Source organism: Stenotrophomonas sp. 89682_Sma (assembly GCF_056481405.1).
Map to the genome: position 1 here is coordinate 3,079,693 of NZ_CM151147.1, position 24,224 is coordinate 3,103,916.

Below are 24,224 nucleotides of genomic sequence, written 5' to 3' on the forward strand. Positions count from 1 at the left end.
AGTGCCGGCCGCTGGCCGGCATGGCTGAAAACAAAAGCCCCGCCTCGGCGGGGTTTTTTGTTGCCCTTCTTCATGTAGAGCCGAGCCTACGCTCGGCTGCGCACTTGGCGGTCCGTGAAGGCACAGCCGAGCATGGGCTCGGCGCTACACCTTTCCAGCCGGCTTCTTCGGTGGATCCTCACAAACTCTGTGCTGCACCACCGTCTCGCCAACCTTCCATTCCTTCGTGACCCGGCAGCGCTCCTTGGCTTTCGGTACGGACACCGCCGCAGCATTCGCCTCATCGGCGGCGGCGGTCTGCTGCCGTTCCAGCCACACCGAGGGCGGTGCTGGAGGTGTGGCCAGTACCGGGCCCGCAAGCAGGACCAGACCCACCAGCAGCACCATCCTCATGCGGCCACCGCCCGGCCACCCAGCAACCGCGCGGGCAGCATGAACAGCGCGCGCAGGAACGCGAACAGTGCCGAGAAAGTGATGCCGACCAGGCGGAACGGCAGGCTCAGCAGCCAGACGAACGGCCAGGCGATCAGGGCGAGGATCGCCAGCGGCCAGCACAGCACGAACAGCAGGCACCACACACCGAGCGCGAACAGGGTCTTCATCACGGTCTCCTTGGGCGGCACCCTGCCGCCTGCGGACACCATGGCGCCCTGCCCCGGCGACCGCAAACGGATTGCGACGAAACCGGGCTGGGGGCGATGAAACCGGTGGTGGGGGAAACCGGAGATTCAGGAGGTTGCCGGCCAGTGGCCGGCACTACCGAACGGATTCACACCGGTACGGCCCCCGGGCGGCCGTGGGTGACCTGGAAGCGGGCCGCGGTACGCACCGGCGCATCCGCGCGCAGCACGCTGTCGGCGAAGCGCAGCTCGGCGTCCACGGTCTGCCGGTTCAGCTGCAGCTTCCACCAGCCGCGGCGGTCTCCGTCGAAGTAACGGATGTGCGGGTTCTGCGGTATCGATGGCCTGTAATACGGTCCATACGGTGTGTCGTCGCCGCCGCTGCTGATCGCCGGAGCGATGAATTCGGTGGCCACGACCGGCGCACTGGCGGCATCGAAGTCCAGCTTCAGGTCGTTGACGAAGGTGGAATGCCAGTCGCCACCGAGCACGATGGCGTTGCCCTGCCCGCCCGCCTGCATCGCCTGCAGCAGGCGGTTGCGTGCCGCCGGATAACCGTCCCAGGCATCGTTCCAGAAGCGTTCGCGCGGCGTGCCGCCGTCCAGCCGCAGCTGCGCCATCAGCAGCTGCTGCACCACCACGTTCCAGCGCGTGCCGCGTGCGGCCGCCATCGACTGCGCGAACCAGGCTTCCTGGCCCACGCCCAGCATGCTCATGCGCGGGTCCAGCGCGGCTTCGCAGCGCGGCGACTCGCCCACCCCGCAGGGGTTGGCCGGACGGAACTGGCGGCAGTCGAGCAGGGTCAGCTGTGCCAGATCGCCGTAACGCAGGCGCCGATGCACGCGCAGGCCACCATTGCCCGCAAGCGTGCTGCGCATCGGCAGGTGCTCGTAGAACGCGCGGTAGGCTGCCGCGCGGCGAACGATGAAGTCCTCCGTCGAGACGCCAGGCTTCTCCGGATGGATCCCGGAGTAATCGTTCTGCACTTCGTGATCGTCCCAGATCACCGCGAACGCGTGTGCGGCGTGCGCGGCCTGCAGATCGGGATCGAGCTTGTACAGCGCATACTGGTCGCGATAGCGCTCCAGGCCGACGGTCTCGCCGCTGAAGCGCCCGGCATCCAGCGTGCGTCCGCGCGCGTTCTGCAGCGGGCTGTACTCGTACAGGTAGTCACCGGCATGCAGCACCAGGTCGACGTCACTCTGCGCGATGTCACGCAGCACCGGGTAGTAGCCGCTGTTCCAGGCCTGGCAGGTGCACAGCGCCAGCCGCAGCTGCTGCAGCTGCGTGTCCAGCAGCGGCGCGGTGCGGAAATGACCGACTGCGCTTTCCTCATCGCCATCGCAGGCGAAACGATAGTAGTAGTCACGGCCCGGGCGCAGGCCGTTGACTTCCACATGTACCGAATGCGCCAGCTCAGGCAGCGCCGCAGCGACGCCACGCTGCACCAGCCGGCGCATGCCCGGGTCTTCGGCCACGAACCAGCGCACCGGCACCGCCCGCGACGGCATGCCGCCGCCGTTGAGCGGGTCCGGCGCCAGCCGCGTCCACAGCACCGCGCCCTGCGGATCCGGATCGCCGGCGGCGACACCGAGGGTGAACGGATCACGTCCCAACCGCGGGCGTGGGCCGGCCGTGGCCAGCCCCGGCACCGCCGCCAGTGCGATCGCTGCCCCCGTGCCCTGCCATGCCATGCGCAACAGGCGACGACGGCTTTCCGGATCAACAGGCCCGCGCATCAGAAGTGCACGGTGGCGGTGGCCATCACCTGCCGCGGCGCACCGACCTGCATGGTCGCCAGGCTGCGGGTCGGGTCTGCGGCGTAGGTGCCGTTGGTGTTGATCGAGGACAGGTAACGCTTGTCGGTCAGGTTGGTCAGGTTCAGCGCCACGGTCAGGTTCTGTGCCGGGCCGAGCTTGCCGAAGTCATAGGCCACCGAAGCGTTGACCAGCCAGTAGCTGGGCACCGACACATCGTTGGTATAGGTCACGTAACGCTTGCCGACATGGTTGGCGGCCAGGCGCAGGTCCCACGGGCCCGGCGTCCAGGCCAGGGTGCTGGCGAACATCCATTCCGGGGTGTCGACGGTCTTCTTGCCGCGAGTCGGCACCACACCGTTGTTCACGTAGTCGTTGTCGTAGGTGCTGTCATTCCACGACAGCGCATTGGACCAGGTCAGGTCCTGCATCGGCTTCAGCTGCAGGGTCGCCTCGGCGCCGCGGCTGGTCACCGAACCGACGTTGGAGAACAGCGCCGGGCAACCGAGGATGCCCACGCACTGGGCGATGGCCAGCAGACGGTTGTCGAACTTGACGTCGTACACCGCCACCGAGGCTTCATAGCCCTGGCCGTAGCCGCGCCAGCCCAGCTCGATGGTGCGCGACTGTTCCGGCTTCAGGTTCTTCGCGCTGGCATCGAATGCGGCCTGCGGCACGTTGAACGGGCTGCCCACGCCCAGTGCATAGGCCGCGATGTTCTTGGCGAACGAACCGAAGATCTCGTTGCCTTCGTTGAGCTTGAAGTTGAAGCCGGCCTGCGGCAGGAACCCCTTCTTCGAGGTCAGGCTGCTGTTGTTGGCGTAGCTGCCCAGCGGCGTGCGCACGCTGGTGCGGGTGTTCGGCGACTTTGCACCGATGTCGATGGTCAGGCGGTCATCGAACAGGCGGAAGCGGTCCTGCACGTAGAACTGGCGGGTGATGGTGGTGTAGCGCTGGTGCCACACGCGCTGGTCCGGATTGCGCAGGAAGAAATCGTCGGTGATCGGGCCGTCGATGTAATAGAAGTTGCGCTGCACGCTATGGCCGTTGTCTTCGTACCACAGGCCTGCTTCCAGTTCGTGGCCACCGACGTTCCAGGTGAACGCCGAGGTCACGCCCGTGCGGTCGATCGCATACTCGGTGGTGCGGATCGAGATCGGGATCTCGCGGCTGGTGCCCGGGTTGGACGGATTGGACGGGCTGAACCAGTGGCCCTGGCCACGGTTGCTGTGGTTGTAGACGTTCACCTTCAGGCGCATCGACTCGTTCAGGCCGAAATCGCCGGCAATGCTGGACAGGTCGTCATTGCGCAGGCCGTGACCGGAGTAATACGCGTCCCACGGGCTGTTGACGCCGCCGCTGAACTTGCCGCGTGCGGCAGCTACCGCTCGATCCCAATCCGGGGCGTAGTTGTCCCAGTCCCAGCCCAGGCGATCGATCATCTCCAGCGACAGGTCCTGGTAGTCGGCCTCGACGCGGCGCGATGCGTTGAACAGTGCGGTGATCCTGCTGTCCGCGCCGAAGTTGTAGGTGGCCTTGCCGTTGAACTGCTTCAGTTCCTGCGAGCCCTTGCCCTTCCACTTGTCGCCTTCGGAATACACGCCGGACAGGTAGGCGGCGAAACCCTGGTGTTCACCGGTCTCCAGGCGCGCATAGCTGCGGCGCGCACTGTCGCTGCCGAAGCTCTGTGCCAGCACCACGCCATACTCGGTGGACGGATCGATCGAATAGAACTGGAACACACCGCCGAGGTTGCTGGTGGACGGCGTACCCAGCGCACCGATGCCGGTGGAGACTTCGGCACCACCGAGGTCTTCGCTGATCACCGCGCGGCTGATGTGCAGGCCATTGCTGTTGCCGTAGGCCATGTTGCCCAGCGGAATGCCATCGAGCGTGTAGCCCAGGCGGTTCTGGTTGAAGCCGCGCAGGCTGATGGTGGTGGACCACTCGTAGGCACCGGTGGCGTCGGCCGATTCGAAATGCACGCCCGGCTTGGTCGCCAGCAGCTTCAGCGGGTTGGCACCGGGCGGCAGCGCCTTCATGTCCTCGGCGGTCACGCGCTGGACCTGGCGCGCTTCGCCGCGGCCGATCACCGAGATCGAATCGAGCGTGGTGGCCGACGGTGCGTCGGTGGCGGGGGCGACTTCAGCGGCGGCAAGCGACGGCAGCGAAGCACAGACCAGCAAGGCCAGCAGATTGCGGCGGAGCGGAGCGTGGGACGGCATGGGGGCGGATTCCTTGGGCACGCTGGACGCCGAAGGGCGACGTCGAAGGGCAGCAGCGGCGGAATCGTAGAAGCGTCGCGTTACATGTCATTTACACGCCACATACGGAACACTGGCGTTTCGAATGGTTGGCCGGCCGGGAGATGGTGCCGGCCGGCGACCGGCACCATCGCTACTCGAACGAACCGACCGAGTCGTGGGCCAGGTTGTCGAAGCGGGTGTATTCGCCGAAGAACTTCAGCTTGCACGAACCGGTCGGGCCACCACGGTGCTTGCCGATGATGATCTCGGCCAGGCCCTTGTCCGGCGAATTTTCCTTGTTGTAGTAATCGTCGCGGTAGATGAACACGATCATGTCCGCATCCTGCTCGATTGCGCCCGATTCGCGAAGGTCGGCCATCACCGGGCGCTTGTCGGTACGTGTTTCCAGCGAGCGGTTGAGCTGGGACAGCGCGATTACCGGCACGTGCAGTTCCTTGGCCAGGCCCTTCAGCGAACGCGAGATTTCCGAGATTTCGGTCGCGCGGTTCTCGCTGTTGCCCGGCACGCTCATCAGCTGCAGGTAGTCGATCACCACCAGGCCCAGATCGTGCTCGCGCTTGAGGCGGCGGCACTTGGAACGCAGCACTTCCGGCGACACGCCCGGCGTATCGTCGATGAAGATCTTGGTTTCCTTCAGCATCTTGATCGCGCTGGTGACGCGGCTCCAGTCCTCGTCTTCCAGCTGGCCGGTACGCAGGCGCTGCGCGTTGATGCGGCCGTTGGAGGAGATCAGGCGCATCGCCAGCTGCGAGGCCGACATTTCCATCGAGAACACCGCCACGCCCTTCTTCGACTTGATCGCCGCGTACTCGGCGATGTTCAGTGCGAACGTGGTCTTGCCCATGGCCGGGCGCGCGGCGAGGATGATCAGGTCGGTCGGCTGCAGGCCGGCGGTCATCGCATCGAAGTCGTTGTAGCCGGTCGGCAGGCCGGTGATGTTGCCGCCGTTCTCGAAGCGGTTGCGCAGCTCCTCGAAGGCATCCTTCAGCGCACCAGGCATGGCCACGAAGTCGGTACGTCCGCGTGCCCCCTGCTCGGCGATGGCGAACACGCTCTTTTCCGCCGATGCCAGAAGCTCGCTGCTGTCACGGCCTTCGGGCTGGAAGCCATCGTTGACGATGTCGGTGCCGACCTGGATCAGCTGCCGCAGCACCGCCTTGTCACGCACGATCTCGGCATAGGCCACGATGTTGGCCGCCGATGGCGTGGTGCTCGCCAGCTCGATCAGGTAGGCGCCATCGCCCACCAGCTCCAGCTTGCCCTGCGATTCGAACCACTCGCCCAGCGTCACCGCGTCGAACGGCCGCTCACGCTCGGACAGCTCGCGGATCGCGCGGTAGATCATCTGGTGGTCGCGGCGGTAGAAATCGCCCTCGGTCAGCTGGTCGTTGACCCGGTCATAGGCCTCCGGCGCCAGCATCAGGCCACCCAGCACCGCCTGCTCGGCTTCCACCGAATGCGGGGGCACGCGCAGCTGGTCGATACGCGATTCGTCGCGATCGCGATCGAAGCCATCACCGCGCTCTCTGCGGTTGGAACGGAAGCCGGAACGAGCGGACATGCTGCGGTGTTTCCTGCAAAAGTGGGCCGGACGAGTGTAGGCATGCGCCGACCCCGGCAGCCATGGACAAGCCTGTGGATAAGCCGTGGAGAAACGGGGGATATCCGCCAGTGCCTGGCCACTCTGGCGCGGGGGCGTCGCAGTGCCTGCGACGGGCGCCGTTGCGACGCCCGAGTGGGGCATTATCGCAGATCACGCGGCCAGGGTCGGATTCCGTGCAGCGCACGCGCTCTGGCCCGCTCAGCGGGACGTGGGGTCAGGGCCCATCGCTGCGCGCCGGGATCCGACCCCGGGCGTGGTTGGGGTCGGATCCCTCTGCAACGCAGAGGGCTGTGGCCCCATCGGTCTCAATCGCCCTTCACGTGCACCGCGATCAGTGCCAGGAACCGGTCCACGTAGCCCTGCAGGAACTTCTGCGTGCCCTCGTTGTGGATCGTGCCGTCGGCATCGATCAGGCCGTCCTTGAAGTGGATGAACGCTTCGGGCTGGCCGAGCACGTGCATGTCCAGGAAGGCCAGGCTGATGCGCAGGTGCTGCTGGGCCACGGCGGTGCCGATCTGGCCGATGGAGGCGCCGATCACCGCCGCCGGCTTGCCGGCAAACGCGCTGTCACCGTAGGGGCGCGAGCCGATGTCGATGGCGTTCTTCAGCACGCCCGGCACCGACCGGTTGTATTCGGGGGTCACGAACAGCACCGCGTCGGCGGCACGCACCTGATCCTTCAGCCGGGTGCCCTGCGGCGGGTACTGGCCATCGAAATCCTGGTCGTACAGCGGCAGATCACCGATCTGCACGTACTGGAAGCGCGCGCGGTCGCCAGCGATCTTCTCCAGCGCATGGGCCAGCTTGCGGTTGCAGGAATCCTTGCGCAGGCTGCCGACGAACACGGCGATGGTGGGGACGGACATCGGGACATACTCCTCACGGTGCGGGAGGCCCAGCGTAGACGCCGGGCCCGTGCCGTCCGGTGAAGATCAGCCGCCGGTCGCGCCGGCCCGCACCTGCCGCCAATGCGCCTGCCAGGCCTGGAACATCAGCACGTTCCACAGGTGGGTATGCCACTTGCGCTGGCCCCCCAGGAACTGCTGCCACAGCGGCTGCACCGCCGACGCCGACAGCACTCCCTCGCGCTCCAGGCGTGCCGGCTGCAGCAGGTCTTCGGCCCACGGCCGCAGGTCGCCCTTCAGCCAATCGCTGACCGGCGCACCGAACCCGCGCTTGGGCCGGTGCACCATGGACTGGGGCACGTAGCGGCCAAGCACGCGCTTGAGCAGCACCTTGCTGGTGGTTTCGCTGCGCTTGAAGCCCAGCGGCAGCGACCAGGCGAACTCGGCCACGCGCCAGTCCAGCAGCGGCGCGCGTGCCTCCAGGCTGACTGCCATCGAGGTGCGGTCGACCTTGCACAGCAGGTCATCCGGCAGGTAGGTCACGTAATCGGCCAGCATCATCGCGTCGGCCGGTGTGCCGGCGCCGTGCAACGGATCGGCCAGGTCGTAGAAGCTGCCGGCAGCCTGCGCGCCCGGCACTGCCGCCGCCGGATCGCGCCAGCGCGAGATGCGGTTGCGGTACACGTCGCCGATGCCACGCGCGCCGGATTCGGCCAGCAGCGCGGCCAGTCCGCCGGTCCGCGAGGCCTCGCCCTGCTGCTGCGCGCGCGCGCCCATCCAGCGCCGAAGCGGGCCCGGCACGCGGCCCAGCATCTGCCAGTTGCGCAGCGCGCGCACATAGCGGGTGTAGCCGAAGAACAGCTCATCACCGCCGTCACCCGACAACGCCACAGTCACGCCCTGCCGCGCCAGGCGCGCGACCAGCGCGGTCGGCACCTGCGAAGCGTCGGCGAAAGGTTCGTCGAACATTGCCGGCAGCTGAGGCACGACTGCCAGTGCATCCGCGCCGCTGACGTAGAGCTCGGTGTGGTCGCAACCCAGATGCGTGGCCAGTTCCCTGGCCAGCGGTGCCTCGTCGTGGCCCGAATCGGTGAAGCCGATGCTGAAGCTGTGCACCGGCTGCCCGCTCTGCGCCTGCATCAGCGCCGCCACCAGCGACGAATCGGTACCGCCGGACAGGAACACGCCCACCGGCACGTCGGCCACCATGCGCAGCGCGACCGCATCGCGCAGCAGCGTGTCCAGCTGTTCCTCGGCCTCCTCGATGCGACCCTGGAACGGAGCCGCCAGCGCGGCCTGCATGCGCGCGCGCGCATCCCAGTAGGGGCGCTGTGCCTGCTCCGGGCGGTGCGCGGCCGCACCCGCCGCTACGGCTTCGGCGTCCAGCCGCAGCACGCGCCCGGGCATCAGCTTGTAGCAGCGCTGGTGGATGCTGTGCGGTGCAGGAATGTAGTCCAGCCGCAGCAGCAGGGTCAGTGCATCCCGGTCGATGTCGTTGTCGAACGCCGGGTGCTGCCACAGCGCCTTCAGTTCAGAGCCGAACACCAGCGTGTCACCGGCCCAGCCGTAGTACAGCGGCTTCTTGCCGACGCGGTCGCGGGCCAGCCACAGGCACTGCTGCTGGCGGTCCCACAGGGCAATGGCGAACATGCCGTTGCAGCGCTGCAGGGTGTCCTCGATACCCCACTGCAGGATCGCTGCCAGCAGCACCTCGGTATCCGAATGGCCACGGAAGGTGTGCCCCAGCGGCTCCAGTTCGGCACGCAGGGCAGCGAAGTTGTAGACCTCGCCGTTGTAGGCCATCACGTAACGGCCATCGGCCGAGGCCATCGGCTGGTGCCCCAGCGGCGACAGGTCGAGGATGCTCAGGCGGCGATGCGCCAGCGCGATGCCGGCCGTGGCGTCGACCCAGCTGCCGCCATCATCCGGCCCGCGGTGGTGCAGTGCCTCGCCCATGGCCAGGACCTGCGCCTGCAGCACCTCGTCCGACGCCAACGGCGCCGGCAACAACATTCCCGCCAATCCACACATGCATCAGGGTTCCTGCGCCAGTTCAAGGGCGGCGCCAATCACTGCATTGTCGCTTGGAAGCCCGAACATTGCTGCCCCCGCCAGCGGGGTATAGGTATCGGCACCGCAGACCCGGCGCAGCGGCAGGTGGCCGAAACCGGCCTCGACCAGCGCGGTGACCACCCCCTCGCCGACTCCGCCGCTGTGGCGTCCTTCGTCCAGTACCAGCACACGCCGCGCACTGGCGGCCTGGGCGGCAATGAAGCCGGCATCCAGCGGCACCAGCCAGCGCAGGTCCACCACCCGCACCTGCCAGCCCAGCTGCTGCTCGATGGCCGGCGCCGCGCGCAGCGCCATCGGCACGCCGTTGCCGTAGGTGTAGACCACCAGATCGCCGGCCTCCGGCCCGTAGACACGTCCTTCGCCCTGTACCAGCGCCTGCCCCTGGGCCGGGTAGTCGAACAGCCATTGGCCATCGCCGGGTGCGTGCAGGTCCTTGCTCATGTACAGCGCGATCGGCTCCAGGAACACGGCCACCCGCCCATCCACCCGGGCCAGCGCCGCCAACGTGCGCAGCATCATCACGGCATCGTCGCCGCGCGATGGACAGCCGACCACCAGCCCGGGGATGTCGCGCAGCGCGGTGATCGAGTTGTCGTTGTGGAAATGGCCGCCGAAACCCTTCTGGTAGCCCAGCCCCGCCACCCGCACCAGCATCGGGTTGCGGTACTGGTCGTTGGAGAAGAACTGCAGCGAACAGGCCTCGCCACGCAGCTGGTCGATGGCGTTGTGCAGGTAGGCCAGGTACTGGATTTCCGGAATCGGCAGCATGCCCATGTTGGCCAGGCCCTGTGCCATGCCCAGGATCATGGTCTCGTCCAGCAGGGTGTTGAACACCCGGCGCGGCCCGAAGCGGCGCAGCAGATCCTTGGTGACGGTGTAGACACCGCCCTTCTGCGCCACGTCCTCGCCGAACAACAGGCTTTGCGGATACTTGGCCAGCAGTTCCTGCAGGCCATGGTTGATCTGGATCGCCAGATGCCGCGGCGCCTGTCGTTCGGGCAATGCCTCGGCACCACCATAGAGTGCCTCGCGCGCTTCGGCAGCGACCTCGCGCTGCGCTTCGGCCTGCACCGCTGCGGGCGTGTAGGGTGCCAGCGGCGCCATCACCTCCCGCAGCGACTGCAGCTTCGCACTGCCTTCGGCATCGGCGGCGGCGGCCATGCAGCGCGCGCGCATCGTCTCGTAGGCCACTTCGATGGCGGCCGCATCCATCCAGCCTGACTCAAGTGCGATCTGCGCCGAACGCAGCAGCGGGTCCTGGGCTTCGGCTGCACACAGCTCCGGCAGCGCGCGCCATTCCACTTCGAAGTCGGTACCGGCATGACCCATCAGGCGCGTGGTGCGCAGATGCAGGAAGGTCGGCCGCCGGGTGCGCCGGCAGTGCTCCACCGCCGCCTGTACCTGCGCGTGGCCGATGGCCAGATCCAGGCCATCGGCAAAGAAATAGTCCAGCCCCGGCTGATGGCTGAAGCGCTCGGCGATCCAGCCGTCGGGGGTCTTCACCGAGATGCCCAGGCCGTTGTCCTCGCAGACGAACAGGATCGGCGCCGGCAGCTTCTGGTAGGCCGACCACATCGCGGTATTGAAGGCGGTCTGCGCGCTGGCGTGGTTGGCCGAAGCATCGCCGAACGAGCACAGCACGATGCTGTCGGGCGGAACCGGCAGCGCCTGCCCCAAGCGCTTGCCACTCTCGATGGCCAGCGCGGTGCCCAGCGCCTTGGGCAGGTGCGAGGCGATGGTCGAGGTCTGTGGCAGCACCCACAACGGCTTGCTGCCCCACACCTTGTGGCGGCCACCGCTGGCCGGATCCTCGGCACTGGCAGCGAACGAGAGCGCGGCATCGCGCAGCGGGTCGATGCCCGGCACCTGCCGCGAACGCTCGGCCATGAAGGCGCCGGAACGATAGTGCAGGAACGCCGGATCGGTGTGCCTGCAGGCCCGCGCCAGCAGCGCGTTGCCTTCATGGCCGGAAGAACCGATGGTGTAGAAGACCTTGTTCTGCACGCGCAGGACGCGTGCCATCAGGTCCAGCTGGCGGCTGGCCAGCTGCGAATCGAACAGTTCATCGAACGCAGCGGCGGTGAGCGTACTGCCCGGCAGGATCGGCGCATCCGGCGCAGGTCGCGTGCCTGGCGTGCCCCGCCACCCGCGCACTGCCTCAAGGAAATTGGCGTCGCACACCTCGGCGCGGTTGAGCACGCGCATGCGTGCGGGAATCGGATCGGGAACCACTGCGAACATCGAACACCCTCCGTGTCGTTGTTGCATTCCGCCGGGCGTGGCCCGGCGCTACCCTCCGGGCGTTACGCGGCCTCGAAACGCGCCTGCACCTCGGCGGTCACCGCCGGCATCGGCATGAACCGCGGTTGCGCGCGCACCCGCTGCAGCCAGGCGCGAACCTCCGGGAACGGCTCCAGGCAGATTCCGCCCTGGCCCGCCACGTCGGTATAGGCAAACAGGGCGATATCGGCGATGCCGTATCCGCTGCCGGTGAACCACTGTGCTTCGCGCAGGTGCTGCTCCATCACCGCCAACGCGGTGGCGGCACGCTCGTGCAGGCGTGGCAGTTCGGCACGGCGTGGCGAGTCGGGCGCCGTCCAGCCGCGGATGAAGCGCGCCACCGCCACGCACGGCTCATGCGTGTACTGCTCGAAGAACATCCAGCTCAATGCCTGCGCGCGTTCCCAGCCATCGCTGGGCAGGTAAGGCGTGCCTTCTGCCAGCCAGAACAGGATCGCGTTGGATTCGGTCAGCACGCGGCCGTCGTCGCGGACGATCAGCGGCACCTTGGCATTCGGGTTGAGCGCCAGGAATTCGGGCGTGTGGGTCTGGCCATGGGCACTGTCCACCTCCACCCAGCGGTAACGGCTGCCGAGCTGCTCAAGCAGCAGCCGGACCTTGTGGCAATTGCCCGAGACCGACATGCCATGCACCGTCAGTGGGACGCGCTCTTCCACCATTGCCTGCTCCATCGAATCCGGCCGGCGGCCGGCTGCGTGCAGTCTGGCAAGTGCGCCAGGGAATGCCAAGCGCGGGTGCAGCATGGCAACACGGTAGTGCCGGCCGCTGGCCGGCAATCGCACGAATCCTGCTGCAACAAGGTTGCCGGCCAGCGGCCGGCACTACCGGGCAGCGCTCAGCGCGCGCGCTGCCGCCACTGTTCGCGCGACTGGCCCCAGATCTGCATCGGCTTGTCGTTGTACGGTGGTGGAAGTTCGCCCATCCGCAACAACGTGCTGCCCAGCTTGCGCGCGACCGCCCGCGAGTTGTCGTTGTTCTCGGCGATGGTATGGATCACCTCGTCCCAACCCAGCGTATCGAAGGCCCAGTCGATCGCCGCGACGGCCGCTTCCGGCGCATAGCCCCGGCCCCAGCTGGCATGGCGGATGCCCCAGCCGACCTCGGTACCCGGCCAGTCCTGCGGTTGCCAGGGGCCCATCCGCCCGATCCATTCCCCGCTGGATTTTTCGATCACGCTGAACATCGAGAAGCCGAACAGCTGCCAGGCGCCGGCCAGGCTGCAGAAACCGCGCCATGCCACCGACGCCGGTTGCACGCCACCCAGGGTGCGCATCGTTTCCTCGTCGGCGCAGAACGCCAGGTAAGGTTCGTAGTCCTCGCGCAGCAGCGGGCGCAGGATCAGGCGCTCTGTTTCGATGCGCAGGTCGAAGATGCTCATGCCGACTCCATGTCGAAGGGGCCACCATGATGGTGGATTCCGCGTCCACACGGATGAATGCCCGCGCTCACAAAAGAACGGGCCGGCATGAGCCGGCCCGTCGGGTACAGCAGGGTGTTCTGGATTACTGGCGCGTAGCCGCAGTGGCGCCGGCAGCAGCGGTCTGCGTGACCAGCTGGCCATCGACCACCGGCAGGCGATCGCTGGCCGGCTTGTTGTCCATGCGCACGGTCTTCTCGGCGCCATCGTAGCGGTAGGTCACGTTGTAGCCCTTCACCACGTCATTGGTGCCCATGGCGATGCGGTTGCCCGGCTTGCTGGCCATGCGCATGGTGCCGGTGGTGCCGTCCTCGTTGCGGTAGGTCACGTTGTAGCCGGTAACACGGCTCGACTCGGAGGTCGCGGTCTCGGTGTGGCACTGGCGCTCGGTGCGGTTGACCACGCGGCCACCCACGTGGCGCTTGTCGATCTGGTTGCCGATGAAGCCACCGGCCACGGCACCAGCTGCGGTCGCGGCCTTCTTGCCGTTGCCACCGCCAACCTGGTTACCGAGCAGGCCGCCGACCACCGCGCCGACCACGGTGCCGCCGACGTTGCCGTCACGCTCCGGCAGGCGCTCCTGCACGGTCACGTCCTGGCAGACCTCGTGCGGGGTCTGGGTGGTGGAAGTCTCGCGCACGGCATCGGTGCCGATCACGGTGGCGTAGGCCTTCTGCTTCTCGGTGATCGGGTCGACCTTCAGCACGTCGGCATATTCCAGCCCGCGCGGCGCAGACGGATCGAGCTTGTCACCACGTGCGCCATCGTCAACGGCGTTGCCGTCAACCAGGCGTGATTCACCGTTGGGGGTTCCGGCGCTGATGGAATCAGGCGACTTGTCGCCGCTCTTCATGAAGGCGGCGGTGGCGATGCCACCGACCAGCAGCGCGCCCGCTGCGACCAGGACAGTTGTAGTTGTGCTTTTCATGACCTGCTCCTTGCGGACCATCCGCAACGTTCTCGGGTCAGATTGCAGCATGCGCTGCCTGAACGGAATCTCCACATTTCCTGCTCATTCCGATAACCCATTCAGCATCGGGAAATGCTGGGCCCGTGGTAGCGTTTGCATATTCCCCACGAGGATTCCCGCCATGGCCAACCCGATGCTGCTGCCGGTACTGCAATGGGCCCGCCGGCTGCGCTACCCCACCCTGTTCAAGCTCACCGCCGGCCTGTTCGTGCTGACCCTGTTCATCCCCGACCCGATCCCGTTCGTCGACGAGCTGGTACTGGGCTTCGGTACCCTGCTGCTGGCCAACTGGAAGAGCCGCAATACAGTCCCTGCCCCGCCGCCGCTGGAACAGCGTTGAGCCCGCTGGTCGACAGCCACTGCCATCTGGATGCCAGTGAATTCGATGCTGACCGCACGGCGGTGATCGAGCGCGCAGGCGCCGCAGACGTGCGCGAGCAGGTGGTCCCGGCCGTCACCGCCGCCAGCTGGCCGAAGCTGCGCGAGGTCTGCCGGCAGGCACCGGGGCTGTACCCGGCCTACGGCCTGCATCCGATGTTCCTGGCCGAGCACCGGCCCGACCATCTGCCGCTGCTGCGCGAGTGGATCGAGCGCGAACGACCGTGTGCGATCGGCGAATGCGGGCTGGATTTCTTCGTCGAGGGATTGGACGCAGAGGCACAACAGGCGTACTTCATCGGCCAGCTGGAACTGGCCCGCGAGTTCGAGCTGCCAGTGATCGTGCATGCGCGACGCGCGGTGGATGCCGTCATTGCCGCGATCCGTCGCATCGGCGGCCTGCGTGGCGTGGTGCACAGCTTTTCCGGCAGCCCGGAACAGGCCGCGCAGCTGCATCGGCAAGGCTTCCTGCTTGGTCTTGGCGGTCCACTGACCTACGAACGCGCGCAACGGCTGCAGCGCCTGGTGCGCGGGATGCCGCTGGAACAACTACTGCTGGAAACCGATGCACCGGATCAGCCCGATGCCGGCATCCGCGGCCAGCGCAACGAACCGGCGCGGTTGGCGGTCATCGCCCGTCACGTGGCCGCACTGCGCGGAATGGACGTTGAAGCCGTGGCACATGCCACGACGGAGAACGCGCGCCGATTGTTCGGCCTGCCAGCCATCTGACGGTCGTGCCGACCTCGGTCGGCACGATCCATCAGACCTCGCCGGCCTCAGCCACCGCGGCCTTCACCTTCTTCGGCTCCAGCAGCATTTCCAGCGCCTTGCCCACCGCAGCGAACGCGAACGCGCCGGTGATGTGCGTTGCCGCACCGAGGCCTGCGCCGCAGTCCAGTTTCAGTGCCGCATCCGCACCCAGGTTCGGGCGGATGCCGCAGACGCTGCCATCGGCCTGCGGATACTTCACGTTTTCCAGCGAGTAAACCGCCGGAACGCCAAAATAGCGCTTGGCGTTCTTCGGGAAATTGAACTCGCTGCGCAGCTTCTTGCGGATCAGCGCCAGCATGGCGTCATGCTCGGTGCGCGAGACATCGCGGATCCGCACCAGGGTCGGATCGGTGCGACCACCAGCAGCCCCCACGGTCAGCAGCGGCAGCTTGCGGCGACGACACCAGGCGATCGTCTCGACCTTGACCCGGAAGCTGTCGCAGGCATCGATCACCAGGTCGAATCCACGGTCCAGCAGCTCGGCCATGTTGGACACGGTCAGGAACGCCTGCACGGCATCGACCTCGATGTCCGGGTTGATCGCGCGGCAGCGCTCTGCCATTGCCTCTGCCTTGTTGCGGCCGTAGTTGCCCTCCATCGCCGGCAGCTGCCGGTTGGTGTTGGACACGCAGATGTCATCGGCGTCGATCAGGGTCAGGTGGCCGACCGCCGAACGCGCCAGCGCTTCCACCACCCACGAGCCGACCCCGCCCATGCCCACCACCGCCACGCGGCTGCCCTGCAGGCGCTCAAGCGCACCTACGCCATACAGCCGTTCGATGCCGGCGAAGCGTTGTTTGACCTGTTCGTTCATCCGGCTATTTTAACGTGCAGGCGCCAGCGCCTACAGCGCGCCGGCATCGAACCCACCGTTGCACGCCCGGAGAGCCCGCCATGAACGCCAGCCCGCCCCGCCGCCCGTCCACTGCCCATCGCTACCTGTTCGTGCTGTGCCTGGGCCTGCTGATCGGCCTGGTTGCCACGGTCATGGTCGGCCGCGCCCTGCAGGCCCGCCGCGACCCGTTCCCGGACAGCCTGATGCAGGTGATGCAGCGGCAATCGCAGCTGCTGCAGCAGGCCCAGCAGCAGAACCGCTGCAGCTTGGCCGACAGCGTGCCGCGGCTGCAGGCCCTGCGCCTTCTGTCCAACGACCTCGACCTGGCCTTTCCCGGGCTGAAGGACAATAGCCGGTTCCAGCAGCACGCCAGCCAGCTGCGCGGCAACCTCAACGCCGCACTGGCGGCGCCGCCCAGTGACTGCGCCGCCTTGGCCAAGGTGGTGGAAACCGTGCTGGCCGACTGCCGGGCCTGCCACCAGGACTTCCGCTGACGCGCATTCATCCTGTAGCCGGGCAAGGCACGCCTGGTTGGCACCTTGTTCACGTTCGAAAGGAGAGGATTCGTCCACCCTGCTGCATGACGCAGTACCACCCAACGCACCCGCCTTCACGGCCAGGAGACGCTCCATGAAGATCCAGCTCATTGCCGCCAGCGCCATCGCTACCCTCGCCCTGGCTGGCTGTGCCACCTCGCCCGGCTACGGTGGCGGTGGTTACAACAACGGCTACAACAATGGTGGCTACGGCAACAACGGCGGTTACAACCAGGGCCGTTGCGCCGACTGCGGCATCGTCACCCGCATCAACACCGTGCCCTCGGGCCGCACCGCGCCCAGCGCGACCGGCGCCATCCTCGGCGGCATCGTCGGTGCCGTGGCCGGCCATGAGATCTCCGATCACACCGGTGGCAGCCGTGGCAACAAGAACATCGCTGCGGCCGCAGGCGCGGTCGGTGGCGCGCTGGCCGGCAACCAGATCCAGAAGAACGTTACCAGTGATACCTACGACATCAGCGTGCGCATGGATGATGGCCGCACCATCGTGGTCAACCAGCGCGACCTCGGCGGCATCCGCGAAAACACCTATGTGCGCGTAGTCAACGGCAAGGTCATCCTGCGCTGACCTGCACCGGGCCGACGGCAAAGAAAAAGGCCCGCTTGCGCGGGCCTTTTTCATGTGACGGCTTGCAGCGCGATCAGGTCGGCTGCACGGCGTCGGCCTGCAGGCCCTTCTGGCCCTGCACGACGGTGAAGGTGACCTTCTGGCCTTCCTTCAGGCTCTTGAAGCCCTGGGTCTGGATGGCACGGAAGTGCACGAACACGTCTTCGCCGTTTTCACGGCTGATGAAGCCGAAGCCCTTTGCATCGTTGAACCACTTGACGGTACCGGTCTCGCGATCAGACATCTCACTAACTCCCTGGTGACTCTCTCTTGTTGTTGGAAACGCCTGGTGGGCGGCTGACAAGCAAGGGGGAAGCGAGGTGCATCGATGCAGCGGATCGGGAAGATCTTGCTTCATCAGGCCACGATCCACGGTGACCTTGCCAAGCTCAGCGACTGCAACTTAACCCGCCCAAAACGAAAAAGCAACTGGCAAAATCTTTCACTGTCAACCCCAAAACGGCGACCATACGGGACAGCATGGAACTCTCATTCATCTTATATCTGCTAGCGGTCATTTTTGTCCTTGTCGGCATCGCCGGAATCATCCTGCCGGCCCTGCCCGGCATCCCGCTGGTGTTCATCGGACTGCTGCTGGCGGCCTGGGCGGACGGCTTCACCCACGTCGGCTGGCCGACCCTGGTCGCGCTGGGCGTACTGACCGTCCTCTCGCTGCTGGTGGACGTGCTGGCCACGGTGGTGGGTGCGCAGCGGGTCGGTGCCAGCCGCAAGGCACTGTGGGGTACGTTCGTCGGCAGCATCGTCGGCTTGTTCTTCATGCCGATCGGCCTCTTTGCAGGCCCCCTGATCGGCGCCCTGGCCGGCGAGTACTGGCACACCCGCGAACTGGGGCGCTCGACCAAGGTGGGCCTGGCCACCTGGCTCGGTATCCTGCTCGGCCTGGCGTTGAAACTGGCCGTGGTGATCGCGATGCTCGGCCTGTTCGCCTTCGCCTGGTTCCTGTAACCCGCACTGCCTTCACGCCGCGCGCACGCGGTGCCCGTGCATAAACCGTGGGGGCTGGCCGTGAACCGGTGCAGCCGCCACACTGTGCGATTCCCGTATTCACCTAAGGGCCTGCTGCAATGACCCTGTCTCCGCTGCTTCCCCGTCTCGCGCCGCTGGCGCTGGCCCTAGCCAGTGCGCCGCTGGCCGCGCAGGAGTTCGCGCCCAGTGCCGAAGCCTCGCCGGCCGCGTGCGCGGCAATTACCACCGATGCTGCCCGCCTGGCCTGTTATGACCGCCAGTTCGGGCGTACCCCGCAGGCCACCGCCGAGGCCGACGCTGCGGCCGAGGCAGCCGCGCAGGCCCGTCGCGAAGAACGCCAGACTGCACGCGTCAGCCAGGGCGAAGAGAAACTGCGCGAGCGGGTCAGTGACCTGTTCCGTCCAGCGGCCCCTGACAGCGCACTGGCCAATGCCGGCCGAGGCTCGCTGCTGGACAGCCGCTGGGAGCTGGCCGAAGACTCCAAGCTCGGCCCGTTCCAGCTGCGCGCCTACAAGCCGGTGTACCTGCTGCCGGCGTTCTGGACCAGCGACCGCAACACCACGCCGCACTCGCCGAACCCGGCCAACACGGTCACCACGCCGCAGGTGCTGGACAGTGCCGAACTGAAGTTCCAGATCAGCTTCAAGACCAAGATCGCCGAGAACCTGTTCGGCGACAACGGCGACATCTGGGCCGGCTACACCCAGAGCTCGCGCTGGCAGGCCTACAACGGCGAGGATTCGCGCCCGTTCCGCGAAACCAACTACGAGCCGGAAGTGATGATGGTGTTCCGCAACGGCTACTCGATCGGTGGCTGGCGCGGGCGCATGACCGGCATCGCGTTGAACCACCAGTCCAACGGCCGCGCCGACCCGCTGTCGCGCAGCTGGAACCGGGTGATGCTCAACATCGGCCTGGACCGCGAGAACTGGGCGCTGGTGCTGCGCCCCTGGTACCGCATTCCCGAGACCCGCAGCGACGACAACAACCCGGACATCGAGGATTACATGGGCCGCGGTGATGCGACCCTGACCTGGAACCGCAACGGTCACGAGGTCTCGCTGATGGCGCGCCACTCGCTGCGCACCGGCAGCCGCTCGCACGGTGCCCTGCAGCTGGATTACGGCTTCCCGATCAGCAACCTGCTGCGCGGCCATGTACAGGTGTTCGACGGCTACGGCGAAAGCCTGATCGACTACAACCACAAGGCCACCTACGTGGGCGTGGGCGTGTCCCTGCTGGAGTGGTTCTGATGCACGTGACGATCTGGCACAACCCGGCCTGCAGCAACTCGCGCGGCGCATTGAAGCTGATACGTGATGCTGGCTTCGAGCCGGTGGTGGTCGACTACCTGGACAGCCCGCCGGACGTCGCCGTGCTGCGCCAGGTGCTGGCCGAATCCGGGCTGGACGCGCAGGCGCTGGTGCGCAGCAAGGAAGCGCAGTTCACCGAACTGGGCCTGGAAGGTGCGGACGAGGCCACGCTGCTGGCGGCGATGGCCGAACACCCGCGGCTGATCAACCGCCCCGTGGTGCGCACCTCCAAGGGCACACGCCTGTGCCGTCCACCGGAAACAGTGCTGGAGATCCTGTAACCCGCCTCGCCGCCGCGTAGCGGAGCGTGTTGGTAGAGTCGACTGTTGGTAGAGTCGACTGTTAGTCGACTCCCTCCCCATCCTTCATATGCATCCGCGGAAACGCCCGCACTGCGTGCGATAGTCGACTGACAGTCGACTCTACCCAAACGGGGTCCTAGCCCTCCTCCCCGGCTGGCTTACAGCCAGTCGGTGATGCCTTCGCGGCGGTACACCTCGGCGAACGCCGGGCGCGCCTTCATCGACGCGGCGTGCGCCTTCAGTACTTGCCAGGTGTCGCTGGGTTTGGGCATGTTGCGCGACCAGCGCATCAGCATCACCAGCATGTAATCGACCACGCAGGGCGTGGCGCCCAGCAGGTACGGACCATGAGACTGCAGGTGCGTGGCGACATGCTGCCAGGCCGCTTCAAGGCGCTGACGTGCCATCTCGCGGCTGGCCTCGACGTTCGCCTCGCCCGCCACCTCGTTCGGATAGAACCAGGCACGGTAGGCCGGCTGCAGCGTATTGGCGCACCAGAACATCCAACGATAGGCATCGGCGCGCTGTGGTGTACCTACCGCGGGCAGCAGGCCGGCGTCCGGATGGCGATCGGCCAGGTACAGCGCGATGGCCGCCGCTTCAGTCAGTACCAGGCCATCGATCAGCAGTGTCGGCACCACACCGGCCGGATTGAGCGCCAGGTACTGCGCCGACTTGTGCTCGCGCGTGTCGAAATCCAGCAGCACCAGTTCATGCTCGATGCCCAGCTCGATCAGCAGCCAATGCACGACCAGGGCGGCGGTACTGGTCGAACCATACAGCGTGGTGCTCATGCGGAAGATCCTGTGCAGGTGGATCCGCCGATTATGCGCCCACGCGCGCGATCGTTGCTCAGCCGCAGCTGCTCATGCAGGAATCCCGGCGTTCGCCACAGGACATCATCGGTGCGCGCATCGTGCAGTCATGCGCCTTCAGTTCGCAGGCACGGCGCAGGTCCGGGTTGTCCACGTCCTTGCAGCGCTTGTCCGGCGCCGGCACCACCTGCTGCTCGCAATTGCTCTGGCGGCTGCCGAGGGAGTCATTCTGCGCCACGCAGCTGCGATAGCCGGCCTGGCACTGCACGCGGCATTGCGCTGATGCGGGGAAATCCGCGCCTTCGTACGACGCAGGGGTGCTGCAGCCGGCCAGGGCCAGCAGCACGCCTACCACGATGAATCGATGCAGGGCCATGGACACGTCCTGTGCGAGGGTGTGCCGACCGTAGCAGAGCAAGGGCTACAGGCGCGTTAATCCTTCTGCCCACACAACAACGGCGCCACGCGGGCGCCGTTGTCTGGTCCGGGGTGGAAGGCTTACTCCACCACCACCGGAATCTTGCCGATGCGGGCCTGCCATTCGCGCGGACCGGTCTTGTGCACCGACTCGCCGGTGGAATCGACCGCCACGGTCACCGGCATGTCCTGCACGGTGAACTCGTAGATCGCTTCCATGCCCAGGTCGGCGAAACCGACCACCTTGGCGGCCTTGATCGCCTTGGACACCAGGTAGGCCGAGCCACCGACGGCCATCAGGTAGGCCGACTTGTGCTTCTTGATCGCCTCGATGGCGGCCGGGCCGCGCTCGGCCTTGCCGACCATGCCCAGCAGGCCGGTCTGCGCCAGCACCTGCTCGGTGAACTTGTCCATGCGGGTGGCGGTGGTCGGGCCGGCCGGGCCCACCACTTCGTCGCGCACCGGATCGACCGGGCCGACGTAGTAGATGAAGCGACCCTTCAGGTCGACCGGCAGTTCCTCGCCCTTGTTGAGCATGTCGACCATGCGCTTGTGCGCGGCGTCGCGGCCGGTCAGCAGCTTGCCGTTGAGCAGCAGGGTCTGGCCGGGCTTCCAGCTGGCCACGTCTTCCGGGGTGATCGTGTCCAGGTCCACGCGGGTGCCCTTGGACGCGTCGTAGGTCAGCTTCGGCCAGTCTTCCAGCGACGGCGGGTCCAGCATCACCGGGCCGCTGCCATCCAGCGTGAAATGCGCATGGCGGGTCGCAGCGCAGTTCGGAATCATCGCCACCGGCAGGTTGGCCGCATGGGTCGGGTAATCGTTGATCTTGATGTCGAGCACGGTGGTCAGGCCGCCCAGGCCCTGTGCGCCGATGCCCAGCGCGTTGACCTTCTCGTACAGCTCCAGGCGCAGCTCTTCGATGCGGTTGGAGGCACCACGGGCCTGCAGCTCGGTGATGTCGATCGGCTCCATCAGCGCTTCCTTGGCCAGCAGCATCGCCTTCTCGGCGGTGCCACCGATGCCGATGCCAAGCATGCCCGGCGGGCACCAGCCGGCGCCCATGGTCGGCACGGTCTTCAACACCCAGTCGACGATCGAGTCGGACGGGTTGAGCATGGCGAACTTGGTCTTCGCTTCCGAGCCACCGCCCTTGGCGGCGACGATCACGTCGACCGTGTTGCCCGGCACAACCTTGACGTTGACCACGCCCGGGGTGTTGTCCCTGGTGTTGATGCGCTTGCCGGCCGGATCGGCCAGCACCGAGGCGCGCAGCTTGTTGTCCGGGTGCATGTAGGCGCGGCGAACGCCTTCATTGGCCATGTCTTCCACGCCCATGGTGGCGTCGTCCCAGCGCACGTCCATGCCGATTTCCAGGAACACGGTGACGATGCCGGTGTCCTGGCAGATCGGACGGTGGCCTTCGGCGCACATCCGCGAATTGATCAGGATCTGGGCCATCGCTTCCTTCGCGGCCGGCGACTCCTCGCGCTCGTAGGCGGCGGCAAGGTTCTTGATGTAGTCGACCGGGTGGTAGTACGAGATGTACTGCAGCGCGTCGGCGATGGACTGGATGAGGTCTTCCTGCTTGATCGATGTCACGACTTGCTCGCTTGCTGGAGGCTGGCGGGGGTAATCCGCCCATTTTACCCCCTCCCCCGGCCGCCGGGTGGCAGTGCCGGCCGCTGGCCGGCAATATCCGCGCAAGCCCTCTGTCACGCCACGCGCCACTGCGGCGTCCTTGCCCACATGAACGCCGAAACCGCTTTCCAGACCCACCGCCCGCGCCTGATGGCGCTGGCCTACCGCCTGCTCGGCAGCCGCGCCGATGCCGAAGACGTGGTCCAGGATGCCTGGCTGCGCTGGTCCGGCGCCGATCCGGCCGGGGTTCGCGATGCCGAGGCCTGGCTGGTCACCACCACCACACGACTCGGCCTGGACCGTTTGCGAGCGGCCAAGCGCGAGCGTGTCCACTATGTCGGCCCCTGGCTGGCCGAACCGCTGGCGGTCACCCTGGAGCCTGACCCCTCGCCCGGCCCGGCCCAGCTGCATGCGCTGGCCGACGAGGTCTCGGTCGCCTTCCTGACCCTGCTCGAACAGCTCGGCCCCGAAGAACGCGCCGCCTTCCTGCTGAAGGAGGCCTTCGACCACGACTACCGCGAGATTGCCGAGCTGATCGGCCACAGCGAGGCCAACTGCCGGCAGCTGGTGCACCGCGCCCGGCAGCGCCTGCAGGCCGGACGGCCGCGCTTCAACGCCGATGCCAGCCAGCACCGGCAGCTGCTCACACGCTTCATGGATGCCTCGCAGCGCGGCGACAGCGAGGCGATCCAGGCCCTGCTGCACACCAACGCGTTGCTGGTGTCCGACGGCGGCGGCGTGGTTACCGCAGCGATCCGCCCGCTGCTGGGTGCCGAGCGCATCGGCCGCCTGTTCTGGGCCATCGCCCGCCGTGGCGCGGTGCATCCGGCCCAGCTGGGTTACGTCAACGGCGAGCCGGCGATCCTGCGCTTTGTCGGTGATCGCTTGCACTCGGTCACCACCATCGAGGTGGTCGATGGCCGCATCGCCAACGTGTACAGCGTGTTGAATCCGGAAAAGCTGCCGGGGGTTGTCACGCGCGGCGACGCTGCGGCGTCCTGGTAGTGAAAGGCGGCCATCGTGGCCGCCGTGGAGCCCCCGATGTCCAATCACACTTCTCCCCGCGTCCCCTACACCCGCCTGGCCGCCGAGGCCTTCAAGGGCCTGCTGGCCACCAGCCAGGCCGTGCATGACAGCTCGATCGACCCGACCCTGATGGAACTGGTGTTCCTGCGCGTGTCGCAGCTCAACGGCTGTGGCTACTGCATGGACATGCACGGTACGGCGCTGCGCAAGGGCGGCATCGAGCCGCGCAAGCTGGACACGCTGCCGGCCTGGCATGAAAGCCGCTTCTTCGATGCACGCGAGCGCGCGGCGCTGGGCTGGGCCGAGGCACTGACCCGGCTGACCGACGGCGCGCCGTCGCAGGCGGCGTTCGATGCACTGGCGCCGCACTTCGATGAGAAGGGCATCAGCGACCTGAGCATGGGCATCGCCGTGATCAATGCCTGGAACCGGCTGGGTGCGGGGCTGCTGCCGCCGCTGCCGTAAAGGGGGGCTGGCCGGGCTGCCGCCCGGCACCCGCAGAGGCAACAGCCGAAACAACAGCAACGTCAGAAGCTGGTTTCCTGAGGGATGGCGAGGTGGATCCGGTTACGGGAGACGCCGTAAACCCGTCCTTGGGGGCTTGGCAGCCGCATCCATGCGGCTGACACTCCCGCAACCGGACCCACCCCGCCCTCCACGGACTTCTACTGCTGCTGGTAGGTGTCGACCCTGGTCGACACGGTAGATCCACGCCATGCGTG

The 24,224-nt window shown here is 67.0% G+C and carries 25 protein-coding genes; 9 read left to right on the forward strand and 16 right to left on the reverse strand.

Annotated features, from left to right (window positions below):
• Window positions 1-144 precede the first annotated feature (144 nt).
• From ACZK29_RS14315 to ACZK29_RS14365, 11 genes are all read right to left on the reverse strand, one after another.
• On the reverse strand, window positions 145-393 hold the full coding sequence (locus ACZK29_RS14315) for a hypothetical protein (protein WP_459047066.1): 249 nt from the start codon (window positions 391-393) through the stop codon (window positions 145-147).
• Window positions 390-602 (reverse strand): hypothetical protein, encoded by a 213-nt coding sequence (locus ACZK29_RS14320; RefSeq protein ID WP_010486834.1) that lies wholly within the window; start codon window positions 600-602, stop codon window positions 390-392. Before ACZK29_RS14320 ends, ACZK29_RS14315 begins: the two co-directional genes overlap by 4 nt.
• A 167-nt stretch (window positions 603-769) precedes the next feature.
• A complete protein-coding gene (locus ACZK29_RS14325; protein WP_459047067.1) occupies window positions 770-2,359 on the reverse strand; it encodes an alkaline phosphatase D family protein in 1,590 nt (529 codons plus the stop codon).
• The gene (locus ACZK29_RS14330) at window positions 2,359-4,602 is read right to left on the reverse strand and encodes a TonB-dependent receptor family protein (RefSeq protein ID WP_111205093.1); all 2,244 of its coding nucleotides are present in this window, start codon (window positions 4,600-4,602) and stop codon (window positions 2,359-2,361) included. Before ACZK29_RS14330 ends, ACZK29_RS14325 begins: the two co-directional genes overlap by 1 nt.
• 172 nt (window positions 4,603-4,774) lie before the next feature.
• Window positions 4,775-6,205, reverse strand: a complete 1,431-nt coding sequence (locus ACZK29_RS14335) for a replicative DNA helicase (protein WP_005410278.1) — start codon at window positions 6,203-6,205, stop codon at window positions 4,775-4,777.
• Between the two features lie 347 nt (window positions 6,206-6,552).
• Window positions 6,553-7,113 carry an NADPH-dependent FMN reductase gene (locus tag ACZK29_RS14340; RefSeq protein ID WP_099603905.1) on the reverse strand — a complete coding sequence of 187 codons (561 nt, stop codon included), beginning with the start codon at window positions 7,111-7,113 and terminating at the stop codon, window positions 6,553-6,555.
• Between the two features lie 66 nt (window positions 7,114-7,179).
• The gene (asnB, locus tag ACZK29_RS14345; RefSeq protein ID WP_111205092.1) at window positions 7,180-9,123 is read right to left on the reverse strand and encodes an asparagine synthase (glutamine-hydrolyzing); all 1,944 of its coding nucleotides are present in this window, start codon (window positions 9,121-9,123) and stop codon (window positions 7,180-7,182) included.
• Window positions 9,124-9,126: 3 nt separating this feature from the next.
• Window positions 9,127-11,406, reverse strand: coding sequence for a transketolase C-terminal domain-containing protein (locus tag ACZK29_RS14350; RefSeq protein WP_164147345.1), 2,280 nt, complete (start codon window positions 11,404-11,406; stop codon window positions 9,127-9,129).
• A 62-nt stretch (window positions 11,407-11,468) separates the two neighbouring features.
• A complete protein-coding gene (locus ACZK29_RS14355) occupies window positions 11,469-12,125 on the reverse strand; it encodes a glutathione S-transferase family protein (protein ID WP_111205100.1) in 657 nt (218 codons plus the stop codon).
• A gap of 176 nt (window positions 12,126-12,301) precedes the next feature.
• The gene (locus ACZK29_RS14360; protein WP_106550913.1) at window positions 12,302-12,844 is read right to left on the reverse strand and encodes a GNAT family N-acetyltransferase; all 543 of its coding nucleotides are present in this window, start codon (window positions 12,842-12,844) and stop codon (window positions 12,302-12,304) included.
• A gap of 124 nt (window positions 12,845-12,968) precedes the next feature.
• Window positions 12,969-13,811 (reverse strand): glycine zipper 2TM domain-containing protein, encoded by an 843-nt coding sequence (locus tag ACZK29_RS14365; RefSeq protein ID WP_049429434.1) that lies wholly within the window; start codon window positions 13,809-13,811, stop codon window positions 12,969-12,971.
• Window positions 13,812-13,974: 163 nt separating this feature from the next.
• Between ACZK29_RS14365 and ACZK29_RS14370 the strand changes: the two genes are divergently transcribed.
• Both ACZK29_RS14370 and ACZK29_RS14375 read left to right on the forward strand, forming a co-directional pair.
• Window positions 13,975-14,193 carry a DUF6116 family protein gene (locus tag ACZK29_RS14370; protein ID WP_005410285.1) on the forward strand — a complete coding sequence of 73 codons (219 nt, stop codon included), beginning with the start codon at window positions 13,975-13,977 and terminating at the stop codon, window positions 14,191-14,193.
• Window positions 14,190-14,963 carry a TatD family hydrolase gene (locus tag ACZK29_RS14375; protein ID WP_111205090.1) on the forward strand — a complete coding sequence of 258 codons (774 nt, stop codon included), beginning with the start codon at window positions 14,190-14,192 and terminating at the stop codon, window positions 14,961-14,963. Before ACZK29_RS14370 ends, ACZK29_RS14375 begins: the two co-directional genes overlap by 4 nt.
• Window positions 14,964-14,994: 31 nt before the next feature.
• On the opposite strand, the gene ACZK29_RS14380 is transcribed toward ACZK29_RS14375, so the two are convergent.
• Entirely contained in the window at window positions 14,995-15,819 is an 825-nt protein-coding gene (locus ACZK29_RS14380) for a tRNA threonylcarbamoyladenosine dehydratase (protein WP_478446184.1), read from the reverse strand.
• A gap of 80 nt (window positions 15,820-15,899) precedes the next feature.
• On the opposite strand from ACZK29_RS14380, the gene ACZK29_RS14385 reads away from it, so the two are divergent.
• Together ACZK29_RS14385 and ACZK29_RS14390 are read left to right on the forward strand one after the other, a co-directional pair.
• Window positions 15,900-16,334 (forward strand): cytochrome c, encoded by a 435-nt coding sequence (locus tag ACZK29_RS14385; RefSeq protein WP_111205088.1) that lies wholly within the window; start codon window positions 15,900-15,902, stop codon window positions 16,332-16,334.
• 136 nt (window positions 16,335-16,470) lie between these two features.
• Window positions 16,471-16,965 carry a glycine zipper 2TM domain-containing protein gene (locus tag ACZK29_RS14390; protein ID WP_005410289.1) on the forward strand — a complete coding sequence of 165 codons (495 nt, stop codon included), beginning with the start codon at window positions 16,471-16,473 and terminating at the stop codon, window positions 16,963-16,965.
• 73 nt (window positions 16,966-17,038) lie between these two features.
• On the opposite strand, the gene ACZK29_RS14395 is transcribed toward ACZK29_RS14390, so the two are convergent.
• The gene (locus ACZK29_RS14395) at window positions 17,039-17,248 is read right to left on the reverse strand and encodes a cold-shock protein (RefSeq protein ID WP_005410290.1); all 210 of its coding nucleotides are present in this window, start codon (window positions 17,246-17,248) and stop codon (window positions 17,039-17,041) included.
• 236 nt (window positions 17,249-17,484) lie between these two features.
• On the opposite strand from ACZK29_RS14395, the gene ACZK29_RS14400 reads away from it, so the two are divergent.
• From ACZK29_RS14400 to arsC, 3 genes are all read left to right on the forward strand, one after another.
• Window positions 17,485-17,970: a DUF456 domain-containing protein gene (locus tag ACZK29_RS14400; RefSeq protein WP_111205087.1), complete on the forward strand. Its 486-nt coding sequence runs from the start codon at window positions 17,485-17,487 to the stop codon at window positions 17,968-17,970.
• A 119-nt stretch (window positions 17,971-18,089) separates the two neighbouring features.
• Window positions 18,090-19,244, forward strand: a complete 1,155-nt coding sequence (locus tag ACZK29_RS14405) for a phospholipase A (protein WP_005413953.1) — start codon at window positions 18,090-18,092, stop codon at window positions 19,242-19,244.
• Window positions 19,244-19,585, forward strand: coding sequence for an arsenate reductase (glutaredoxin) (arsC, locus tag ACZK29_RS14410; protein WP_111205086.1), 342 nt, complete (start codon window positions 19,244-19,246; stop codon window positions 19,583-19,585). Before ACZK29_RS14405 ends, arsC begins: the two co-directional genes overlap by 1 nt.
• Before the next feature lie 179 nt (window positions 19,586-19,764).
• Here arsC and ACZK29_RS14415 read toward each other — a convergent pair whose 3' ends face one another.
• From ACZK29_RS14415 to ACZK29_RS14425, 3 genes are all read right to left on the reverse strand, one after another.
• On the reverse strand, window positions 19,765-20,400 hold the full coding sequence (locus ACZK29_RS14415) for a glutathione S-transferase family protein (protein ID WP_478446185.1): 636 nt from the start codon (window positions 20,398-20,400) through the stop codon (window positions 19,765-19,767).
• 58 nt (window positions 20,401-20,458) lie between these two features.
• On the reverse strand, window positions 20,459-20,797 hold the full coding sequence (locus ACZK29_RS14420; protein ID WP_111205085.1) for a hypothetical protein: 339 nt from the start codon (window positions 20,795-20,797) through the stop codon (window positions 20,459-20,461).
• Between the two features lie 122 nt (window positions 20,798-20,919).
• A complete protein-coding gene (locus tag ACZK29_RS14425) occupies window positions 20,920-22,437 on the reverse strand; it encodes a fumarate hydratase (RefSeq protein ID WP_010486788.1) in 1,518 nt (505 codons plus the stop codon).
• Between the two features lie 147 nt (window positions 22,438-22,584).
• Between ACZK29_RS14425 and ACZK29_RS14430 the strand changes: the two genes are divergently transcribed.
• Window positions 22,585-23,481, forward strand: coding sequence for an RNA polymerase sigma-70 factor (locus ACZK29_RS14430; RefSeq protein ID WP_111205084.1), 897 nt, complete (start codon window positions 22,585-22,587; stop codon window positions 23,479-23,481).
• 36 nt (window positions 23,482-23,517) lie between these two features.
• A complete protein-coding gene (locus ACZK29_RS14435) occupies window positions 23,518-23,967 on the forward strand; it encodes a carboxymuconolactone decarboxylase family protein (RefSeq protein ID WP_107379880.1) in 450 nt (149 codons plus the stop codon).
• Window positions 23,968-24,224 lie beyond the last annotated feature (257 nt).

Coding starts and splice junctions, on each gene's coding strand:
- ACZK29_RS14420 (WP_111205085.1), bottom strand. CDS start 20,797: ATGGCCCTGCATCGATTCATCGTGGTAGGCGTGCTGCTGGCCCTGGCC.
- ACZK29_RS14350 (WP_164147345.1), bottom strand. CDS start 11,406: ATGTTCGCAGTGGTTCCCGATCCGATTCCCGCACGCATGCGCGTGCTC.
- ACZK29_RS14380 (WP_478446184.1), bottom strand. CDS start 15,819: ATGAACGAACAGGTCAAACAACGCTTCGCCGGCATCGAACGGCTGTAT.
- ACZK29_RS14385 (WP_111205088.1), top strand. CDS start 15,900: ATGAACGCCAGCCCGCCCCGCCGCCCGTCCACTGCCCATCGCTACCTG.
- ACZK29_RS14355 (WP_111205100.1), bottom strand. CDS start 12,125: ATGGTGGAAGAGCGCGTCCCACTGACGGTGCATGGCATGTCGGTCTCG.
- ACZK29_RS14335 (WP_005410278.1), bottom strand. CDS start 6,205: ATGTCCGCTCGTTCCGGCTTCCGTTCCAACCGCAGAGAGCGCGGTGAT.
- ACZK29_RS14365 (WP_049429434.1), bottom strand. CDS start 13,811: ATGAAAAGCACAACTACAACTGTCCTGGTCGCAGCGGGCGCGCTGCTG.
- arsC (WP_111205086.1), top strand. CDS start 19,244: ATGCACGTGACGATCTGGCACAACCCGGCCTGCAGCAACTCGCGCGGC.
- ACZK29_RS14360 (WP_106550913.1), bottom strand. CDS start 12,844: ATGAGCATCTTCGACCTGCGCATCGAAACAGAGCGCCTGATCCTGCGC.
- ACZK29_RS14415 (WP_478446185.1), bottom strand. CDS start 20,400: ATGAGCACCACGCTGTATGGTTCGACCAGTACCGCCGCCCTGGTCGTG.
- ACZK29_RS14435 (WP_107379880.1), top strand. CDS start 23,518: ATGTCCAATCACACTTCTCCCCGCGTCCCCTACACCCGCCTGGCCGCC.
- ACZK29_RS14370 (WP_005410285.1), top strand. CDS start 13,975: ATGGCCAACCCGATGCTGCTGCCGGTACTGCAATGGGCCCGCCGGCTG.
- ACZK29_RS14430 (WP_111205084.1), top strand. CDS start 22,585: ATGAACGCCGAAACCGCTTTCCAGACCCACCGCCCGCGCCTGATGGCG.
- ACZK29_RS14320 (WP_010486834.1), bottom strand. CDS start 602: ATGAAGACCCTGTTCGCGCTCGGTGTGTGGTGCCTGCTGTTCGTGCTG.
- ACZK29_RS14325 (WP_459047067.1), bottom strand. CDS start 2,359: ATGCGCGGGCCTGTTGATCCGGAAAGCCGTCGTCGCCTGTTGCGCATG.
- ACZK29_RS14395 (WP_005410290.1), bottom strand. CDS start 17,248: ATGTCTGATCGCGAGACCGGTACCGTCAAGTGGTTCAACGATGCAAAG.
- ACZK29_RS14330 (WP_111205093.1), bottom strand. CDS start 4,602: ATGCCGTCCCACGCTCCGCTCCGCCGCAATCTGCTGGCCTTGCTGGTC.
- ACZK29_RS14390 (WP_005410289.1), top strand. CDS start 16,471: ATGAAGATCCAGCTCATTGCCGCCAGCGCCATCGCTACCCTCGCCCTG.
- ACZK29_RS14340 (WP_099603905.1), bottom strand. CDS start 7,113: ATGTCCGTCCCCACCATCGCCGTGTTCGTCGGCAGCCTGCGCAAGGAT.
- ACZK29_RS14405 (WP_005413953.1), top strand. CDS start 18,090: ATGACCCTGTCTCCGCTGCTTCCCCGTCTCGCGCCGCTGGCGCTGGCC.
- ACZK29_RS14400 (WP_111205087.1), top strand. CDS start 17,485: ATGGAACTCTCATTCATCTTATATCTGCTAGCGGTCATTTTTGTCCTT.
- asnB (WP_111205092.1), bottom strand. CDS start 9,123: ATGTGTGGATTGGCGGGAATGTTGTTGCCGGCGCCGTTGGCGTCGGAC.
- ACZK29_RS14315 (WP_459047066.1), bottom strand. CDS start 393: ATGAGGATGGTGCTGCTGGTGGGTCTGGTCCTGCTTGCGGGCCCGGTA.